At 74.6% G+C, this 18,802-nt stretch carries 14 protein-coding genes and 1 tRNA gene; 12 read left to right on the forward strand and 3 right to left on the reverse strand.

Annotated features, from left to right (window positions below):
- Positions 1 to 310: 310 nt before the first annotated feature.
- The 5 genes from ACN265_RS06415 to ACN265_RS06435 all read left to right on the forward strand — a co-directional run bounded on the left by ACN265_RS06415 (position 311) and on the right by ACN265_RS06435 (position 4,855).
- The gene (locus ACN265_RS06415) at positions 311 to 2,656 is read left to right on the forward strand and encodes a thiamine pyrophosphate-dependent enzyme (protein ID WP_421411395.1); all 2,346 of its coding nucleotides are present in this window, start codon (positions 311 to 313) and stop codon (positions 2,654 to 2,656) included.
- A gap of 113 nt (positions 2,657 to 2,769) precedes the next feature.
- Positions 2,770 to 3,207 carry a DUF3052 domain-containing protein gene (locus tag ACN265_RS06420; RefSeq protein ID WP_067315614.1) on the forward strand — a complete coding sequence of 146 codons (438 nt, stop codon included), beginning with the start codon at positions 2,770 to 2,772 and terminating at the stop codon, positions 3,205 to 3,207.
- Between the two features lie 93 nt (positions 3,208 to 3,300).
- Positions 3,301 to 3,768 carry a peroxiredoxin gene (locus ACN265_RS06425; protein WP_204926412.1) on the forward strand — a complete coding sequence of 156 codons (468 nt, stop codon included), beginning with the start codon at positions 3,301 to 3,303 and terminating at the stop codon, positions 3,766 to 3,768.
- An 83-nt stretch (positions 3,769 to 3,851) separates the two neighbouring features.
- Positions 3,852 to 3,923 (forward strand) — tRNA-Val (locus ACN265_RS06430).
- 143 nt (positions 3,924 to 4,066) lie between these two features.
- The gene (locus tag ACN265_RS06435) at positions 4,067 to 4,855 is read left to right on the forward strand and encodes an alpha/beta fold hydrolase (protein WP_420119710.1); all 789 of its coding nucleotides are present in this window, start codon (positions 4,067 to 4,069) and stop codon (positions 4,853 to 4,855) included.
- A gap of 104 nt (positions 4,856 to 4,959) precedes the next feature.
- Here ACN265_RS06435 and ACN265_RS06440 read toward each other — a convergent pair whose 3' ends face one another.
- Entirely contained in the window at positions 4,960 to 5,919 is a 960-nt protein-coding gene (locus tag ACN265_RS06440) for an aminoglycoside phosphotransferase family protein (protein ID WP_420119711.1), read from the reverse strand.
- Between the two features lie 591 nt (positions 5,920 to 6,510).
- Here ACN265_RS06440 and ACN265_RS06445 point away from each other — a divergent pair.
- Complete coding sequence (locus ACN265_RS06445) at positions 6,511 to 7,659, forward strand: polysaccharide pyruvyl transferase family protein (protein ID WP_204926416.1); 1,149 nt, start codon at positions 6,511 to 6,513, stop codon at positions 7,657 to 7,659.
- Positions 7,660 to 7,820: 161 nt separating this feature from the next.
- On the opposite strand, the gene ACN265_RS06450 is transcribed toward ACN265_RS06445, so the two are convergent.
- Entirely contained in the window at positions 7,821 to 8,018 is a 198-nt protein-coding gene (locus ACN265_RS06450) for a hypothetical protein (protein ID WP_088644837.1), read from the reverse strand.
- Between the two features lie 102 nt (positions 8,019 to 8,120).
- Here ACN265_RS06450 and ACN265_RS06455 point away from each other — a divergent pair, with 102 nt between their 5' ends.
- Genes ACN265_RS06455 through ACN265_RS06465 form a run of 3 tightly spaced genes read left to right on the forward strand, consistent with a single transcriptional unit; the run spans position 8,121 to position 13,129 of the window.
- Complete coding sequence (locus ACN265_RS06455; protein WP_420119712.1) at positions 8,121 to 8,642, forward strand: DinB family protein; 522 nt, start codon at positions 8,121 to 8,123, stop codon at positions 8,640 to 8,642.
- A gap of 60 nt (positions 8,643 to 8,702) precedes the next feature.
- A complete protein-coding gene (locus ACN265_RS06460) occupies positions 8,703 to 12,101 on the forward strand; it encodes an SNF2-related protein (protein ID WP_421406371.1) in 3,399 nt (1,132 codons plus the stop codon).
- A complete protein-coding gene (locus ACN265_RS06465; RefSeq protein WP_421406372.1) occupies positions 12,098 to 13,129 on the forward strand; it encodes a hypothetical protein in 1,032 nt (343 codons plus the stop codon). Before ACN265_RS06460 ends, ACN265_RS06465 begins: the two co-directional genes overlap by 4 nt.
- Before the next feature lie 104 nt (positions 13,130 to 13,233).
- Here the strand turns inward: ACN265_RS06465 and ACN265_RS06470 are convergent, their stop codons facing one another.
- Complete coding sequence (locus tag ACN265_RS06470; RefSeq protein WP_088644833.1) at positions 13,234 to 13,491, reverse strand: DUF3040 domain-containing protein; 258 nt, start codon at positions 13,489 to 13,491, stop codon at positions 13,234 to 13,236.
- 492 nt (positions 13,492 to 13,983) lie between these two features.
- Here ACN265_RS06470 and ACN265_RS06475 point away from each other — a divergent pair, with 492 nt between their 5' ends.
- From ACN265_RS06475 to ACN265_RS06485, 3 genes are read left to right on the forward strand one after another with little or no spacing between them, the layout of a single operon-like run.
- The gene (locus ACN265_RS06475; protein WP_421406374.1) at positions 13,984 to 15,960 is read left to right on the forward strand and encodes a DUF1800 domain-containing protein; all 1,977 of its coding nucleotides are present in this window, start codon (positions 13,984 to 13,986) and stop codon (positions 15,958 to 15,960) included.
- Positions 15,961 to 15,980: 20 nt separating this feature from the next.
- A complete protein-coding gene (locus tag ACN265_RS06480; RefSeq protein WP_421406376.1) occupies positions 15,981 to 17,372 on the forward strand; it encodes a DUF1501 domain-containing protein in 1,392 nt (463 codons plus the stop codon).
- The gene (locus ACN265_RS06485; RefSeq protein ID WP_421406377.1) at positions 17,369 to 18,790 is read left to right on the forward strand and encodes a ferric reductase-like transmembrane domain-containing protein; all 1,422 of its coding nucleotides are present in this window, start codon (positions 17,369 to 17,371) and stop codon (positions 18,788 to 18,790) included. Before ACN265_RS06480 ends, ACN265_RS06485 begins: the two co-directional genes overlap by 4 nt.
- Positions 18,791 to 18,802: the final 12 nt, after the last annotated feature.

Below are 18,802 nucleotides of genomic sequence, written 5' to 3' on the forward strand. Positions count from 1 at the left end.
CGGCCGCTCGGCGGTCGACGACGTCCCCGCGCCCACCGGAGCGCACCACAGCAGCCCACCCGCCGCAGGTCCGGACACCGGCTCCCGGCCGGGTCACCCGGACGTGCCCGTTTCCCCGCAGGCCACGGGCCCATCGGTCGGGGCGTCGCACACCGTCGCCCCGCCGCCCGCAGCCCCGGACGCCGGCGGCTTGTCGACCGGCCTGCCGGACACCGTGGCCGCGTCGCCGGGAACCCCGGACACCGTGGCCGCGTCGCCGGGAACCCCGGACGCCGTGGCCGCGCCGCACCGGGCTCCGGACGCCGCCGGTCTGCCACCCGTGGCCCCGGACGCCGCCGGCCCGCCGGTCGGGTCGGCCGCCGGTGCCGGGTGGGGCGGGGAGACCAGCCCCGGCTCCCCGGTCCACGACCCGCACCCCGCGTCGGTGCGCCCGACGGACGCGCTCGACGGCGTCGCCGTGCCACCACCCCCGGCCGGAGCGGTCGCCTACCGGGTGGGTGCCGACGGCACCGCCGAGCCGGTGCCCCGCCAGCGGCCCGCCCCGGTAGCCGTCCCCACCGGCCAGGCCGTCACGTCCGCCGCCGGTGCGCCCGGCCCGGCGGGCGACCCGGCCGACGCCGGACCCGTCGTACCCGCCGGCCCCCGCCCCGAGCCGGCGGTGGCCGATTCGGCGGGCGGCCCGGACCTGGACGGGTGGCAGGAGGCGTACGCCGAGGCGGCCCGGGACGTGCTGCGGGGCATCGTCGCCTCGACCCGGGACCCGATCGCCGGGGGCCGGCACAAGGTGTTCGGCCGTGCCGACCTGGCCGTGGTGCCGACCACGTCGACCATCGCCTCGCACCTGCCCCGGGCGGTCGGGCTGGGGCTGGCCGTGGAGCGGCTGCGCCGGATGGACACCGCCGGCCGGCGCGACGACCCGGACGGCCCGCCGCGCTCGCCGTGGCCCCGGGACGCCATCGTGGTCTGCTCGTTCGGCGACGCCTCGGTCAACCACGCCAGCGCCACCGCCGCCTTCAACACCGCCGGCTGGTACGACCACACCGGCCTGCGGATTCCGGTGCTCTTCGTCTGCGAGGACAACGGCCTGGGCATCAGCGTCCGGTCGCCGGAGGGCTGGGTGGAGCGGACCCTGCGGGCCCGGCCGGGGGTGCGGTACTTCGCCGCCGACGGCACCGATCCGGTGGCCGTGCACGCGGTGGCCGCCGAGGCCGCCGGCTGGGTGCGTCGGCACCGTCGCCCGGCGGTGCTGCACCTGCGTACCGTGCGGCTGTTGGGCCATGCCGGTGCCGACGCCGAGCAGGCGTACCGCAGCACCGCCGAGATCGCCGCCGACGAGGCACGCGACCCGGTGCTGGCCACCGCCCGGCTGCTCGTCGAGGCCGGGGTGGCCACCGGGGAGGAGCTGCTGGCCCGCTACGACGAGCGGGGCTGGCAGGTGCGCCGGACCGCCGAGGAGGTGCTCGACGAGCCGAAGCTGTCGGCCGTGGCCGAGGTGGTGGCCCCGCTGTCGCCCCGCCGGCCGTCGCGGGTCGCCGCCGCCGTGGCACAGTCCGCCCAGCGGGCCGCCGGGCCGGACGCGGCCGGCCGGGCGGAGGCGTTCGCGGGCAGGCCGCCGGAGCTGGCCGGCCCGCTGACCCTCGCGCAGAGCATCAACGCGGCGCTCGCCGACGGGATGCTCAGCCACCCGCAGCTGGCGGTGTTCGGCGAGGACGTCGCCGCCAAGGGCGGGGTGTACGGGGTCACCAAGGGGCTGCGGGAGCGGTTCGGGGCGGCCCGGGTCTTCGACACCCTGCTGGACGAGACGTCGGTGCTGGGGTTGGGGCTGGGCGCGGGGCTGGCCGGGATGCTGCCGGTGCCGGAGATCCAGTACCTGGCGTACCTGCACAACGCCGAGGACCAGTTGCGGGGCGAGGCGGCCACCCTGCAGTTCTTCTCCCAGGGGGCGTTCCGCAACCCGATGGTGGTGCGGGTGCCGGGGCTTGCGTACCAGGAGGGGTTCGGGGGGCACTTCCACAACGACAACTCGGTGGCCGTACTGCGGGACGTGCCCGGTCTGGTGGTCGCGGTGCCGGCGCGGCCGGACGACGCCGGCCCGCTGCTGCGGACCTGCCTGGCCGCCGCGGTCGTGGACGGCACGGTCTCGGTCTTCCTGGAGCCGATCGCGCTCTACCACACCCGGGACCTGTACGAGCCGGGTGACGGTGAGTGGCTGGCTTCCTACGCTGAGCCGTCCGCCTGGGCCGCCGGCCACGCCCCGATCGGCCGGGCCCGGGTGTACGGCGTCGGCTCGGCCGAGGACGTCACGATCGTCACGTTCGGTAACGGGGTGCGGATGTCGCTGCGGGCGGCGTCGACCCTGGCCGACGAGGGGATCGGCTGCCGGGTGGTGGACCTGCGGTGGCTGGCCCCGCTGCCGGTGGCGGACCTGATCCGGGAGGCGTCGGCGACCGGGCGGGTGCTGGTGGTCGACGAGACGCGGCGCTCCGGCGGGGTGGGGGAGGGCATTCTCGCGGCGCTGGTCGACGCCGGATACGTGGGGGCGGCGCGGCGGGTGGCGGCAGTTGACTCGTTTGTACCATTAGGTCCGGCTGCCCGTCAGGTGCTGGTCTCCGAGGATGCCATTACCCAGGGTGCCCGTACGCTGCTGGCACGGTAAATTCCGTTCCACCCGGTGCGCCACTTGCGCGACGGACCACAACTGTGTGGACTCTGCCTGACGGCGTCACCGCGACGCCGCCGGGCAGGGACGAGATGAGGAGGCACGCGACAGTGAGCGCGACCGCTGGTCAGGCCGCCGACGGGGTACGTCTCCTGGCGGACCGGTTCGGGATCGAACCGGGCATGGTCGTCATGGAGATGGGGTACGACGAGGACGTCGACCAGGATCTCCGGGACGCCCTGACCGACCGCTGTGGAGAACTGGTCGACGAGGACACCGACGAGGTGGTCGACGCGGTGCTCGTCTGGTACCGCGACGGTGACGGTGACCTCTTCGAGCTCCTCGTCGACGCCCTCGGTCCGCTGGCCGACGCCGGAGTCGTGTGGCTGTTGACCCCGAAGGCCGGCCGCGACGGCCACGTCGAGCCGAGCGAGGTCGCCGAGTCGGCGCAGACCGCCGGGCTCCAGCAGACCTCGACCCTCAACGCCGGCAAGGACTGGAGCGGCGCCCGGCTGGTGCTGCGCCGCGGGTCCAAGGGCCGCAAGTAGGCCGTACGCGACTGAGCAGTCCCACACCCCGGGCGTCGCCCGCGGGTGTGGCAGGCTGAACCCACCTCAGACTCGACCCACCAAGGAGTTCGCATGCCGATCGAGGTTGGTGCCGAGGCACCCGACTTCCTGCTGAAGGACCAGAACAACCAGGAGGTACGGCTCTCGGACTACCGGGGCAACCGCACCGTGCTGCTGGTCTTCTACCCGCTCGCCTTCACCGGCATCTGCCAGGGTGAGCTGTGCGAGGTGCGGGACAACCTCAACGACTACGTCAACGACGACGTGCAGGTGCTCACCGTCAGCGTCGACTCGGTCTACGCCCACAAGATCTGGGCCGAGAAGGAGGGCTACCAGTTCCCGCTGCTGTCCGACTTCTGGCCGCACGGGGCGGTCGCCCAGGCGTACGGCGTCTTCAACGACCTCGCCGGCATCGCCAACCGGGGCACCTTCGTCATCGACAAGGCCGGGATCGTCCGGTTCGCCGAGATGAACATGCCGGGTGAGGCGCGTGACCAGCAGGGCTGGCGCAAGGCCCTCGCCGACACGGTCGCCGCCTGACCGGTCACCGGGCACACCGTTGCGACGGGCCGGTGGCCGGCAGGTAAGCTTGCCAGCCACCGGCCCGCTCGTACGGGCGTTCCGGGCGCGTAGCTCAGTGGGAGAGCACTCGCCTTACAAGCGAGGGGTCGCAGGTTCGAAACCTGCCGCGCCCACCCTCCGACCAGCAACGACAACGGTCGTCGATCATCGGCGGCCGGATCGTTGAGCCGATGGGACACCGCCGGCAGGTCCGCCGGGGGCGTCGCCGTGGCGGCTTCCGGCGGCCCGCGTCCCGACGCCGGTCGGAGGTGAAATCGTGAGCTACGCGCACGTCAACGGGCTGCGGCTGTGGTACGAGGAACACGGCGACGGCCCACCGCTGGTGCTGCTGCACGGCGGCTACGGCGCGGCGGAGATGTTCGCCCCGATCCTGCCGGCGCTGGCCCGCCGCCGCCGGGTGATCGCAGTCGACCTCCAGGGCCACGGTCGCACCGCCGACGTGGATCGTCCACTGCGCTACGAGTCGATGGCCGACGACGTCGCCGCGCTGCTGCGGCACCTCGACCTGCCCGGGGCGCAGCTACTGGGGTACTCCCTCGGCGGTGGCGTGGCGCTGCGGACCGCCATCCAGCATCCGGACCTGGTACGCCGGCTGGTGCTGGTCTCCACCCCGTTCCGGCGGCAGGGTTGGTATCCCGAGGTGCTGGCCGCCATGTCCAGCCAGGACGAGCGGGCCGGCGAACGGATGCGCGGCACGCCCCCGCACCAGCTCTACACGCGGATCGCCCCCCGACCGCAGGACTGGCCGGTGCTCTGGGCCAAGACCGGTGACCTGCTGCGCCGCGAGTACGACTGGACACCGCAGGTGGCGGCGCTCGCCGTACCGACCCTGCTGGTCTTCGCCGACGCGGACGCGATCCCGGTCGCCCACATGGCCGAGTTCTACGGGCTGCTCGGCGGCGGCCACCGCGACCCGGGCGGCGACGGCACCGCCCGCCCGACCTCCCGCCTCGCGATCCTCCCCGGCCTCACCCACCAGGACATCCCCACCACCCCCCTGTTACCCCACCTCGCCCTCCCCTTCCTCACCCACCAACTCCACTGACCCCCGCCCCCTCTCTCCCCCCGCCCCCCCGCCGCCCGCCTTCCGCCCGCGTGATCAAGAGGTTTGCGTCACGGAATCCGCGGTCGGTGACGCCAACCTCTTGGTCAACCGGCGGTCTGCGGGTGGTCGAGGCGGTGGCGCAGCCAGGGCAGCAGAGCGTCGGCCTGGGCCTGCTGGAAAGCGCGAACGGTGGGAATGTTGGGCGGCGGTGGGCGGCGCGCGCTGTCGGTGAAGAAGCCGGCCAGCCCGGCGTAGAAGCCGGTCAGGGCGGCCGGGTCGGCCCCGGCGGTGAGCGGCAGCCGGCGCAGCAGTGCCTCGGTGTCGTGCCCGCCGTGCAACCGTACGTTGACCAGCAGCAGCGCCGTGTCCAGCCAGGCGGGACCCCGGCAGGCCCACGGCCAGTCCACCACGGTGACCGTGCCGTCCGGACCGATCAGCAGGTTGTCGGCCCGCACGTCCAGGTGGCACAGGGTGTCCCCGGTCAGCCCGGCCAGCCCCCGGTCGGCCGCCGCGCACAGCTCGTCCAGGTGCCCGGCGACCCACGGGTCGAGCCGGGGTGGCGGGTCGGCGGCGATCCGCCGCCAGCCGCCGAAATCGTGGGCCAACCGTTCGGCCGCCCTCGGCGTGCCCGGCACCGGGTTCGGCGTGAGTGTCCCGGCCAGGGCTTCCAACGTACGCAGCGTCGCGTCGAGTTCGGCGTTCCGCCAGGGGGTGTACGGGTGCCGTCCGTCGACGTCGGTCAGCACGAGCGCCACCCAGTCGCCGTCGTCGTGGCAACCGAGCAGCCGGGGCGTCGGCGCCGACGGGGGCAGCGCGGCGGTGTGCCGGGCCTCGGCGCGGTGCATCCGGGGACTGTCCGGGTTCTGCGCCGGGCTGACCGCCTTGACGAACGCCCGTCGACCACCGGCGGTCCGCACCCGGTCGGCGGTGCCCGGGGAGTACCCGCCACTCTGGGAGACCGCCTCGACCACCCGGTCCCCGATGATCCGCTCCACCGCCTGCCGGACATGCCCAGGCAGCTCGTCCCACCCGATCCTGCCCGCACCCGCGCTCACACCCGCCATCTCCCCACCCTGGCGAGCACCCCGCACCCCAGGCAACCCGATTACCCCACCCACCCCACGCCCCGCCCTCCCGCTCCTGCCCCCTGCCCCTGCTCCTGCCCCGGCTCCCGCTTCTGCCCCGCCCTCCCGCTCCGGTGATCAAGAGCTTTGCGTCAACAGCCCGGCCCAACCCGACGTGAACCTCTTGGTCACCCCTCCACCCCCGTCGATGTCCCTGTTGACCAAGAGCTTTGCGTCAGCCAGGCGGGGTGGCCTGACGCAAACCTCTTGATCACCCGCCCACCCTCACCGCTGTGCCTGTTGACCAAGAGGTTTGGGCCAGCAAGACGGGGGTGGGTTGACGCAAACCTCTTGATCACCACCCCGCTCCCGTAGGTGTCCCCGGTGACCAAGAGGTTTGGGTCGGGAAGAGCGGGGTGTGGTGACGCAAACCTCTTGATCACCGGGGCGGGAGAGCCGGGTGGGCCGGGTGGGCGGGGCGGGAGCTGGGCGGGGGTGGAGGGCGGGAGAGGGAGGGGAGGGCGGAGGTGGGGGCATGGGTGGGGTGGGAGGGGGAATGCGCGCCGGGACGTTCCTGGGGAGGAGTGACGGATGAGGGGTCCCACCGGATTGACCATCGGTGTGCTCGGCTCGTACGGCGGTCGGAACCTGGGAGACGAGGCGATTCTCACCGGTCTGCTGGCCGACCTGCGGGAGCAGGAGCCGAATGCGCGGATCATCGTGTTCTCCCGCAACCCGGCGCACACCGCGCTCGCCCATCCCGACGTCGAGGCGGTGCCCTGGGAGGGCGTGAGCCGGGTCGACTCCGCCGAGGTGCTCAGCCAGCTTGACCTGCTGATCCTCGGCGGCGGCGGCATCCTGTACGACAAGGAGGCCCGCCGCTACCTGCGGGTCGTGCGGGTCGCCCAGGAACGCGGCCTGCCCCTGCTGACGTACGCGGTGGGTGTCGGCCCGCTCAGCGACGGGGTGGACACCGGCATGGTCCGGGAGACGCTGGCCGGGGCGACCGAGGTGACCGTCCGCGACCAGGAGTCCCGGATGGTGCTGGAGGAGGCCGGGCTGCTCAACCCGATCACCGTCACCGCCGACCCGGCGTTCCTGCTGGAACCGGAGGACTTCCCGGCCCGGCTGCTGCGCGAGGAGGGGGTGCCCGCCGGCAAGCGCCTGGTCGGGCTGAGTGTCCGGGAGCCGGGGCGGGCGGCCGAGCGGCTCGACGTCGACGGGTACCACCGGTTGCTCGCCCAGATCGGCGACTTCCTGGTGCAGCGGATCGACGCGCACGTGCTGTTCGTGCCGATGGAACGCGACGACATCAGGCACTCGCACGGGGTGCTGTCCCACATGATCGCCGCCGACCGGGGGCGCATCCTGCACGGCGACTACTCGCCCCGGCAGGTGCTCGGCCTGATGAAGCACTTCGACCTGGCGGTCGGCATGCGGCTGCACTTCCTGATCTTCGCGGCGATGGTCGGCACCCCGTTCCTGCCGCTGCCGTACGCCGGGAAGGTCTTCGACCTGGCCCAGCGGCTCGGGGTGCCGGCGCTGCGCGGCGTGGAACGCGAGGTGGAGGGTCCGCTGCTGGCGGAGGTCGACCGGCTCTGGGACGAACGGGATTCCCGCCGCGAGGCCACCGCCCGCCGGGTCGCCGAGGTGTGCGACCAGGCCCGGGGCACCTCCCAGGTCACCCGCGCCGTGTTGGACGGCCTGCGCTCGCGCACCCTGGCCCGGATGGCCGCCTGACCGGCGGCCTGACGGCCGGGATCGCGACGACGCCGGCGGTCCGACGGCCGGGTCGCCACCACCGGCGACCCACCCGACCGGCGACCTACACGACCAGAAGTGGTCGTGCCGGCCCCGGCTGTCGGGTCGGCACCCGACCGGAAGCGGTCGTGCCGGCCGGGTCAGACGGCCGGGCCGCGCCAGCGGTAGCGCCACTGGTCGCCGGCGGACTCCAACTCGTAGATCTGGGCGTCGACCAGACCCTGCGGGCCGAGGTGATGGTGGGTCAGCGGGGGACGCTCGTTGCTGTCCAGCTCGACGTCGACCGCCTCGCCGTCAGCCGGGCCGTCCGCCAGGGGAATCCGTACCGTCGCAGCCATGCGCCCATCCTGCCAAGCCGGCCGCCGGAGCGCAGGGTTTGCCGGCGACAGCGGGTTCGCGGGGGGACAGCGGGACGACACGGTCGCCGCTACCGTCCGGTGATGACGGAAATCCGGATCGATCCGACGCTCGCCCCGGTGCTGGCGCGCACCGGCGACGAGCGGGCGGTGCTCGACGCGTTCCTCGACTTCCACCGGGCGACCGTGCTGCGCAAGGCACGGGGCCTGAGTGACGCCGAGGCGACCCGCCGGCTGGTGCCGTCGGCCACCACCGTGGCGGGCATCCTGCAGCATCTCGCCCTGGTCGAGCGAAACTGGTTCCCGTTCCTGCTCGATCCGACCCCCGGCGACGTCTTCCCGACCTCCGAGGAGGACGCGGCGGCCAGCTTCGCCCTGGCCGAGGGGAAGACCCTCGACCAGCTCGCCGACGCCTACGAGCGGGCCTGCGCCCGGTCCCGTGAGCTGGCCGCCCGGTTCCCGCTGGACCATGTCGTGGCGCAGCCGCAGCTCGGCGAGGTGTCCCTGCGTTGGATCATGGTGCACATGATCGAGGAGACCGCCCGGCACGCCGGCCACGCCGACATCCTCCGTGAGCTGACCGACGGCAGCACCGGCGCGATCTGAGCGGCAGGGTCCGACCCTCGCCGCCTATCCTGACCCCTGGGCGTCGACGAGGGGGAACGAGTGCTGGTCGTCCACGGGGTGTGGCTGGTGGGGGCCGGTCTGGCGGTGTGGGCGGAGGATTCGGCCCGGCCGACGCAGGTGCCACGTCGCCCCGGCCGGGCCCCGCGCGAACGCCCCCACCCCTTCGCCGCCGACCCGGGCACCCTGGCCGCGCTGCTCGGTGACCGCCCGGCCGGCACCGTGCCGCTCACCCTCCCCACCCGGGCGGGCGCGCCCCTGCACTCGCCGGAGCTGGTCCCGGCCACCGTCGCGGAACCGGCCCGTGGCCCGGTCACCCTCGCCGCCTGGCGCACCCCCGTCCTGCGGTACGCCCCGGACGACGCGTTCGACCTGCTGCGTACCCTCGACGGGCTCGACGCCGTGGTGGGGGCCGGCCTGCGGCACCTCGCCGAGCTGGCGGGTTTCGCGGTCGACCTGGTGGCCCGGGGTCGGCTGCTGCCCGGTGTGGCCGACCTCCCGCCCGGGGACGTGCCAGCGGACCGGCGCCCGACCGACCGCCCGGAAGAGGACGGGCCGCCGGACCGGAGGCCGGAAGCGGACGGGCCGGTGGACCGGCGGCCGGGCGGCGACGCGCCGGTGGACCGGCGGCCGGGCGGCGACGCGCCGGTGGACCGGCGGGCGTCCGGCCGGTCGACGGGCAAGGCGGTCGGGTGGGCGGTGTGGCGGCCCCTGCTGACCGGCGCGGACGCCGCCTGGGCCCGGTCGCTGGCCCTCGCCCTGCCCCCGGCGGTCCGCGCCGCCGTCGACCCCGGACCGCCCCCCGCCCGCCCGCGTCCCGGTGCCGGCCGGACGGCCGGGAAGCGGCCCGGCCCCGAGGGGGCGTCCGCCTCGGCGCTGCGCGAGGGAGCCGCACCGCCCGCCGGTGCCGGCCCGGCCGGTGGACCCGGCGTGCCCGCCGGTGCCACCGGCGTCGACGGGCTCGGCGGGCTGGTCGCCGACGTGCTGGACCTGCTCACCGATGCCGCCGCCCGCCGGGCGCTGACCGACGTCGACCTGCTCCGGGGCGGTCGACGCGACGGGGTGACCGCCGGGTGGCTGGCGGCGCTGACCGGCCCGCAGCGGCGGTTCACCGCCGAACCGGACGGGTTGGCCACCCTCCGCGCCGAGCTGCACGCCTGGCAGCGCGATGCCGTCGGCGGCCCGGTCCGGGCGAGTTTCCGGCTGGTGGAGCCGGCCGACGACGAGATCGTCGACGCCCTGACCGTGGTGCCGGCCGACCCGTCGACGGTCGTCGGGCAGGGCGGCCGGTGGCGCATCGAGTTCGGTCTCCAGGCCGCCGACGAGCCGGGCCTGCACGTCGCCGCCGGTGACGTCTGGCGGCACCCGGAGCGGCTACCGGCGCTCGCCGGCCGCTGCGGTGACCCGCAGGAGACCCTGCTGGCCGAGCTGGGCCGGGCCGGGCGGCTCTGGCCGGAGCTGGACGGCGCGCTGCGCACTCCCGCCCCGGAGCTGCTGGAGCTGGACGTCGAGGGGGCGCACCGGTTCCTGCGCGAGGGCGCGCCGGTGCTGCACGCCGCCGGGTTCGGGGTGCTGCTGCCGTCCTGGTGGCGGCGGCCGGCGGCGCGACTCGGCGCCCGGTTGCAGGCCCGCAGCCGCACCGCCCCGGGCACGGTCGCCGCGACCGGGGCGCTCGGGCTGGACGCGCTCGTCGACTACCGCTGGGAGGTGGCGCTCGGCGACGAGACGGTCGACGCCGACGAGTTGGCCGCTCTGGCCGCGTTGAAGACCCCACTGGTGCGGCTGCGCGGCCGGTGGGTGGAGCTGGACCCGAAACGGCTGGCCGCCGGCCTGCGGCTGCTGCGCAACTCCGGCGAGCTGACCGTCGCCGACCTGTTGCGGATGGGCTTGGCCGGGGCGGAGACGCCCGACGCCCTGCCGGTGCTTGCGGTGACCGCCGACGGCCCGCTCGGTGACCTGCTGGCCGGGCAGGCCGAACGGCGGCTCGTCCCGCTGGACCCGCCGCCGGCCTTCAAGGGCACCCTGCGGCCCTACCAGCGACGTGGCCTGGCCTGGCTGGTGTTCCTCCAGTCGCTCGGGCTCGGCGGGGTGCTCGCCGACGACATGGGGTTGGGCAAGACCGTGCAGTTGCTGGCCCTGCTCGCCGGGGACCCGCCGGACGCCGGGCCGACCCTGCTGGTCTGTCCGATGTCGCTGGTCGGCAACTGGCAGCGGGAGGCGGCCCGGTTCACCCCCGGCCTGCGGGTGCACGTGCACCACGGCGCGGACCGGGCCCGGGACGACACGTTCGACCAGGCCGTGCACGCCGCCGACCTGGTGCTCACCACCTACGCGGTGGCCGCGCGGGACGCGGTCGCGCTGGCGTCGGTCGGCTGGCACCGGGTGGTGGTCGACGAGGCCCAGGCGATCAAGAACGCGGCCACCCGGCAGGCCGAGGCGGTCCGGGCGTTGCCCGCCCGACACCGGATCGCCGTCACCGGCACGCCGGTGGAGAACCGGCTGGCCGACCTCTGGTCGATCATGCAGTTCGCCAATCCCGGCCTGCTCGGCCCGGCCAGCAGCTTCCGGCAGTCGTACGCGGTGCCGATCGAGCGGCACGGTGACACCGAGGCGGCGGCCCGGCTGCGCCGGGTCACCGGCCCGTTCGTGCTGCGGCGACTCAAGACCGACTCCTCGATCATCAGCGATCTGCCGGAGAAGCTGGAGATGGAGGTGGTCTGCAACCTCACCGCCGAGCAGGCGTCGCTCTACCGGGCGATCGTCGACGAGATGCTGGCGAGGATCGAGACGAGCGACGGGATGGAGCGCCGGGGCCTGGTGCTGGCCACGATGACCCGGCTCAAGCAGGTCTGCAACCATCCCGCCCAACTGCTGCACGACTCCTCGCCGCTGGCCGGCCGCTCCGGCAAGCTGCAACGGCTGGAGGAGATCGTCGACGAGGTGCTCGCGGCCGGCGAGAAGGCCCTGCTGTTCACCCAGTACGCCGAGTTCGGCGCGCTGCTGCGCGGGCACCTGTCGGCGCGCTTCGGCCGGGAGGTGCTCTACCTGCACGGCGGGGTCGGCAAGGCCGACCGGGACGACCTGGTCACCCGGTTCCAGTCCCCGGACGGTCCGGCGCTGTTCGTGCTCTCCCTCAAGGCCGGCGGCACCGGGTTGACCCTGACCGCCGCCAACCACGTGGTGCACGTCGACAGGTGGTGGAACCCGGCGGTGGAGGACCAGGCCACCGACCGGGCGTTCCGGATCGGCCAGCGGCGGCGGGTGCAGGTCCGCAAGTTCGTCTGCGCCGGCACCGTCGAGGAGAAGGTGGCCGCGATGATCGCCGACAAGCGGGGGCTGGCCGCGTCCGTGGTGGGCAGCGGCGAGCAGTGGGTGACCGAGCTGTCCACCGGGCAGCTGCGGGAGCTGTTCTCCCTGGAAGCCGGGGCGGTGGTCGAGTGAGCCCCGGGGGTGCCGGGGCGGAGGGCCCGTTCGCCGGGTTCGGGCCGCCGCGCCGGGTCGACGGCGGGCTGAGGGCACGCAGCACCCGGGGTGCGATCGGGGTCTCCTGGTGGTCCCGGCGTTTCCTGGAGGTGCTGGAGTCGTTCGCGCTGGGCACCCGGCTCACCCGGGGCCGGGCGTACGCGCGCCGGGGTCAGGTGCTCCGGCTCGACGTGTCACCCGGGCGGGTCGAGGCGAGCGTGCAGGGGTCCCGGCCCCGGCCCTACCCGGTGACCATCGCCCTGCCGCCGTTCCCGGACGCGCTCTGGGGCCGGATCGAACGGGAGCTGGCCGGGCAGGCGTTCTTCAGCGCCCGGCTGCTCGCCGGTGACCTGCCCGCCGAGCTGGAGGAGCTGTTCGCCGCCGCGGGCGCGCCCCTGTTCCCCCGGTCGGTGGGGGAGCTGACCCAGCGCTGCGGCTGCCCCGACGTCGCGGTGCCGTGCAAGCATCTCGCGGCGACGTTCTACCTGCTCGCCGAGGCGTTCGACGCCGACCCGTTCCAGTTGCTGCACTGGCGGGGTCGCAGCCGCGACGCGTTGCTGGGCCGGTTGCGCGTCCTGCGCGCCGACGCGGTCGGGTCGGCGCACGACACCGACGGCACGCCGGGGTTCTCCGCCGGCGGGCAGGTCACCGGCCCACCCTCCGCCGCCGGGCAGGTCACCGGCCCGTCCGACCGGGCACCCTCCGGTGCCGGGCCGGTTGCCGGCCCGTCCGACCGGGCACCGGCCCGCGTACCGTCGGTCGTGGACGGTGCGCAGGCCGCTGCGGCGGGGGCGGGCCGGGTGCTCGCCGACCTGCCCGACGTGCCGCTCACCGGGGCGGTGGACCGGTTCTGGGTGGCGCCGGTGCCGCTGCCTGACCGGCCGAGCGTCCTGGCCACCGGCCCGGAGCTGCTGCTGCGGCAGCTCGGCTCACCCGCGGCGGCGATCGGCGGGCCCGGCCTGCTGGAACGCCTGCGTCGGGCCTACCGGGCGTTCGACCCGGGCTGACCCGGCGCGCGGGTCATGATCGACACCAGTGGGGCGATGTCGGGGTGTCCCGTCGCTGCGATGCCGCACCATCGCGCCCCTGGTGTCGATCATGGCCGTGCGGCTCAGCGCCAACGGTGCCGGAAGTGCCACATCAGGCCGGTGTTGGCCGCCAGGACGACGACGCACGCCGCGCCGGCCGTCCGTCCGGCCAGGACGGTCATCGCGGGCAGCGACGCCCACAGGATGACCGTCAGCAGCATCAGCCAGCGCCCGCGTCGGGCCCGGATCCGATGGTCGAGTCGCGCGAAGAACTTCGGGTCGCTCTCCCGGAGCTGCCGGGTGATCTGTTCGAACCTGCGCTGATCCTCTTTGCTGAGCATGGCGGTGCCTTCCCCTCAGGCTTCAGCGGTTCGGCGGCTTACCCGCTGCGGCGGCCGGTCACGCCCTGCTCCTGCTGCTACTTTCGCCCCCGGGCGCCGCCTGCGGGGCGGAGCCGGGAACAGCCGGGGACGGGCCGCCCAAACCGGGCCGGGCGGGCGCGGAGCACCTCAGCGTCGGCTTACCGGGGGCTTAAGTTTCGCTGTGCCGGTGAACGCCGCGCGCCGGGACACGTACCGCCAAAACGTTACGGCCGGCGCGCGGCCGGACACGTCGTCCCTGCTGGGGACGGTGCGGCCCGGCCGGGGCGGAACCACCCGCCCGGCGACGCCGCACAGCGGCACCTTAAGTGCCCCCGCCGACGGCCGTGACCTGCCTTGTCGGCAGCTCAGCGCTTGACTACCTTCCCGTGGCAACTCCTCCGGCAGCCGCCGCCGCACCCTCCGCCCCCGGTCGCAGCGGTACGGCGCATCGAAAGAAAACGGGACCGGTACATGGCCGACCAGAATGTGCCACCGCATCGACCGCACACCCCCGGCGGGCACACCCCGACGTACGAGGTTCCCGCCGCGCCGTACGGGCCGCCGCCGGTGTCCCGGGGCCCACAGTGGGTGGGGCCCGAGGGGTTGGGTCGGCAGGCGTTCCACCAGCCGGCCGGCACCGGACTGCCCCACCTGGACGACGACGGCGACGACCGCGACCGGGTCGGCCGGCGGCGCGCCCTGGTCGCGTTGGGCGGCACCGCCGCCGTGGTGGCCGGCGGCGCGGCGCTGGCGATGAGCCCCCAGGTGCGCGGCCTGTTCGGCGACGCCGCCGCCGGGGACGCCACCGGCGCGACCGCCACCGACGGCACGCCGGCCCGCCCCAGCGGCCAGCAGCCCAGCACCGTACGCACCTACACCGAGCAGAACGAGAGCTACATGGGCTCCCGGGCCGGTGCGGCGCTGAAGAAGAACTCGCCCAGCGGCGGGCGTACCTTCTCCGGCCCGGCCGACGCGGCGGCGCGGACCCCGGTGACGGTGAAGACGGTGCTGGCCAAGGACCCCGTCCGGCACCTGGCCAGCCGGGCCACCTTCGGGGCCACCCCGACGGTGCTCGCCGACATCAGGCGGATGGGCATCGACGCCTGGGTGCGTCAGCAGCTCGACCCGGAGAAGATCGCGCCGAGCGCCGCCGAGCTGAAGCTCGCCGAGCTGCCCACCCTCAAGCTGACCAGCCAGCAGGTACGCGACCAGCGGGAGCAGCTCAACGAGCGGGGCGCGCAGCCGGAGAAGGAGATGGTCGACGGCACGCTGGCCCGGCAGATCTGGTCGCAGCGGCAGCTCTACGAGGTGATGGTCGACTTCTGGAACGACTTCCTGCACGTCGCGGCGGACTTCGACGGCGGTGAGGCGTACCGGAACTCGTTCGACCGGGACGTGGTCCGCAAGCACGCCATGGGCAGCTACCCGGACATGCTGGTGGCGGCGAACAGGCACCCGGCGCTGCTGCTCTACCTCAACCAGAACGACTCCCGGGCCGACGCGGTCAACGAGAACCTGGCCCGGGAGAACCTGGAGCTGTACTCGGTCGGGGTCGACGGCGGCTACACCGAGAAGGACGTCCGGCAGGCCGCCCTGCTCCAGACCGGCCGGGGCGTCGACGACGGGAGGTACGTCTTCCGCCACGACCGGCACTACCGGGGCAAGGTGAAGATCCTCGACTTCAGCCACCCCAACGACTCGACCGACCCGAAGAAGGCCGACCAGGTCATCGACGCGTACATCACGTACCTCGCGCTGCACCCGTCGACCGCCCGGTACGTGGCCCGCAGCCTGGCCACCCGGTTCGTCTCGGACACCCCGCCGAAGTCCCTGGTGGACCGGCTCACCCAGATCTACGTCGTCAACAAGGGCTCGGTGAAGCCGCTGCTGATGTCGCTGTTCAGCTCCTCGGAGTTCTGGGCGGCGGTCGGGCAGAAGGTGCGCCGGCCGATGGAGTACCTGGTCGCCACCTACCGGACGCTGGGCGTCGCGCCGCAGGCCGGGCCGGGCTTCCGGCAGGGCGACAGCAAACGCACCGCGTTCGCCCAGGGGCTGCGCCAGATCCACGACAAGCTGCGCGAGCTGGGCCAGTACCCGATGGGCCAGCCCACCCCCGACGGCTACCCGGACGTCTACGTCGCCTGGACGTCGGCCGGCACGATGGTCAACGGCTGGAACGAGGCCGCCGACCTGATCGCCGGCAACCGCACCCAGTTCACCTACACCCGGCCGGAGAAACTGGTGGCCAAGCCGCCGACCACCGCCGGGGCGTACGTGGACGCGTTGGCCCTGCGGCTGGTGCACCAGAAGTTGTCGACGCGGGAGCGGAACCTGATCCTCGGGGTGGCCGGGGTGTCCGCCACCGCCCGGGTCGACGCCACGTTCAACGGGGCGATCGCCGCCGTCGCGCGGGCGATCCTCGCGTCCCCCCAGCACCACCTGCGGTGAGGCAGACGATGGAGAAGCCGGTGACGCACCCGATGGAGAAGACCGTGCCCGCGTTCCCCCTGCACCCCGAGTGCCCCGACCTGCGCCGGCTCGCCGACGACCCGGCGCAGGCGCTGCTGCGCGCCGAGGCCGACCTGGTCGCCGCCGAGAACGCCGCCGAGGCCGACCGGTACCGCCGGCTGGAGGACCTGGAGGAGGCGCAGCAGGACGGGCGCGGGGTGACCCGGCGGACGTTCGTCGCCGGTGCCGCCGCCACCGCCACCGCGCTGGCCACCGCCCAGTTCGTCACCACCTCCGCGTCGTTCGCGGCGACGAGGACCGGCACCCTGATCCACGTCTTCCTCTACGGCGGGCTGGACGGGCTGAGCCTGGTCGCCCCGGCCGACGACGCGGTGCTCGCCAAGGCCCGCCCCGATCTGCTGCTCGGCGGCGACTCGCTCGCCCTGGGCCGGGGCTTCGCGCTGACCAGCGCCTTCGCCCCGCTGGAGAAGTGGCTCAGGGCGGGTCAGCTCGGGTTCGTCCCGGCGGTCTCCGACGAGCGGCTGTCCCGCAGCCACTTCCAGGCCGCCGACGCCTGCAACCTCGGCGGCCTGCCCAGCGAGACCGGCGGCCGGGGCTGGCTGGACAGCCTCGTCGACTCCCTCGGCAAGGGCACCGCGTTCCGCAGCGTCGGCATCGGCAGCACCCTGCCCCGCTCGCTGGTCGGCACCAACGGCGCGCTGTCGCTCAACAGCGTCGGCTCGCTGCGGCTCAACGGCGACGACCGCTACCGGGCGGCCACCGAGAAGGCGATCCGGGGCCTGTTCACCGGGATCAACCACCCCGTCGAGGAGGCGGTGATCGAGGGGATGGGCGCGCTGTCCACCGCCCAGCAGCTCGCCGCCAAGCCGTACCAGCCGGCCGAGGGCGTGACGTACGAGGGCGTCGGGTACGCCTTCGGGCAGCTCGCCCAGCTCATCAAGGGCGGGGCGAACGTCCGGGTCGCCACGGTCGGGATGGGCGGCTACGACACCCACGAGAACCAGGGCACCCGCTCCGGCGGCCAGCTCCACCGCCGGCTCGGCGAGCTGGCGAAGGCGATGGCGGCCTTCTTCACCGACCTGGGCGACCGGGCCGCCGACGTCACCGTCATGGTGTCCAGCGAGTTCGGCCGTCGGGTCGCCTCCAACGGCGGCGGCACCGACCACGGCCACGGCGGGGTGGTCACCATCCTGTCCGGGCGTAAGCTCGCCGGTTCGCTGCTGGGCCGCTGGGACGGGCTGAGCGATCTGGACTCGGGGGACGTCCCCGAGTACAACAACATGTTCGACGTCTACGGCGCGGTGGCGCAGGGCCGGTTCGGGCTGACCACCGCCCAGGTCGACAAGATCTTCCCGCGTCGGAAGTACACCCCGATGAAGCTCTACGCGTGACCTATCAGGACCTGCCCGCCGCCGGTCGTCGTACCCGGGACCCGTCCCGGTACGGCGGCCGGCCGGCTGCGTCCGTACCCCCGCCGCCGGCCCGGCCCCGGCGTGGGTCCGCCGGCCGACGGGTGCTGTCCGGGCTGTTCTGGGTCGGCCTGGTGGCCGCGGTGCTGCCGTGGTGGCTCGACACCCCGGCCGGTTCGCTGACCGGCACCGCCGACGTGCTCACCGCCGCCGGCCGGGTCACCGGCCTGGTCGCCGGCTACCTGCTGCTGGTGCAGGTGCTGATGATGAGCCGCCTCGGCGTGCTGGAACGCGGGGTCGGCGGCGAGCGGCTGTCCCGGGTGCACCGGGACCTCGGCGCGACCCTGCTGGTGGCGGTGCTGGCGCACCTGTCGCTGCTGGTGGTCGGTTACGCGCGCACCCGGGGCAACCCGGTCACCGCACAGGTGGGGCTGCTGCTGCGCGACTTCGACGACATGGTGTCCGCCTTCGCCGCGGCCGGCATCCTGGTGCTCGTCGGCGGCACCGGCATCCGGGCGGTCCGCCGGGCGCTGCCCTACGAACTCTGGTACCACCTGCACCTGACCAGCTACCTGGCGCTGCTGCTCGGCTTCGGCCACCAGTTCAGCAACGGCGCGCAGCTCTTCCCGCCCGGCCCGGTGCGCACCGGCTGGACCGCCGGCTACCTGCTGGTCGCCGCCGCCCTGGGGTGGGGTCGGCTGGTCGCGCCGCTGCTGCTCAACCTGCGGCACCGGCTGCGGGTGGCCGACGTGGTGGCCGAGAGCCCGGACACCGTCTCGATCTACCTGACCGGCCGCCGGCTGCACCAGCTCGACCCGCTCGGCGGGCAGTACCTGCGCTGGCGGTTCCTGGCCCGGGGCTGCTGGTGGCAGTCGCACCCGTTCTCGCTGTCCGCCGCCGCGAACGGCCGCTGGCTGCGGCTGACCGTGAAGGTGGTCGGCGGGCACACCCGGGACCTGCGTGACCTCGACCCGGGCACCCGGGTCTGGGTGGAGGGGCCGTCCGGCACGTTCACCGCCGCGCACCGCACCCGGGAGCGGGCCCTGCTGATCGCCGGTGGCAGCGGCATCGGCCCGCTGCGGGCGATGCTTGAGGAACTGCCCGCCGGAGCGGCCCTGATCTACCGGGCCCGCACCCCGGCCGACGTGCTGTTGCAGCACGAGCTGGACTGGCTGGCCCAGGCCCGGCAGACCTCCGTCTGGTACGTCATCGGCTCCCGCGACGACGCCGGCCCCCGCCAGGTGATGAGCCCGGACGGGTTGCGCCGGCTGGTGCCCGACCTGACCCGCCGCGACGTCTACCTGTGCGGCCCGCAGGGGCTGGTCGACTCCTCGGTGCGGGTGCTCCGGCAGGCCGGCGTGCCCCGCCGGCAGATCCACCTCGCCCCGTTCGAGCTGTAGGAGGGCACCTGA

Source organism: Micromonospora sp. WMMD730, from assembly GCF_049178955.1.
GTDB classification, from domain to species: domain Bacteria; phylum Actinomycetota; class Actinomycetes; order Mycobacteriales; family Micromonosporaceae; genus Micromonospora; species Micromonospora wenchangensis.

Coding starts and splice junctions, on each gene's coding strand:
- ACN265_RS06425 (WP_204926412.1), top strand. CDS start 3,301: ATGCCGATCGAGGTTGGTGCCGAGGCACCCGACTTCCTGCTGAAGGAC.
- ACN265_RS06440 (WP_420119711.1), bottom strand. CDS start 5,919: ATGGCGGGTGTGAGCGCGGGTGCGGGCAGGATCGGGTGGGACGAGCTG.
- ACN265_RS06445 (WP_204926416.1), top strand. CDS start 6,511: ATGAGGGGTCCCACCGGATTGACCATCGGTGTGCTCGGCTCGTACGGC.
- ACN265_RS06450 (WP_088644837.1), bottom strand. CDS start 8,018: ATGGCTGCGACGGTACGGATTCCCCTGGCGGACGGCCCGGCTGACGGC.
- ACN265_RS06455 (WP_420119712.1), top strand. CDS start 8,121: ATGACGGAAATCCGGATCGATCCGACGCTCGCCCCGGTGCTGGCGCGC.
- ACN265_RS06470 (WP_088644833.1), bottom strand. CDS start 13,491: ATGCTCAGCAAAGAGGATCAGCGCAGGTTCGAACAGATCACCCGGCAG.
- ACN265_RS06475 (WP_421406374.1), top strand. CDS start 13,984: ATGGCCGACCAGAATGTGCCACCGCATCGACCGCACACCCCCGGCGGG.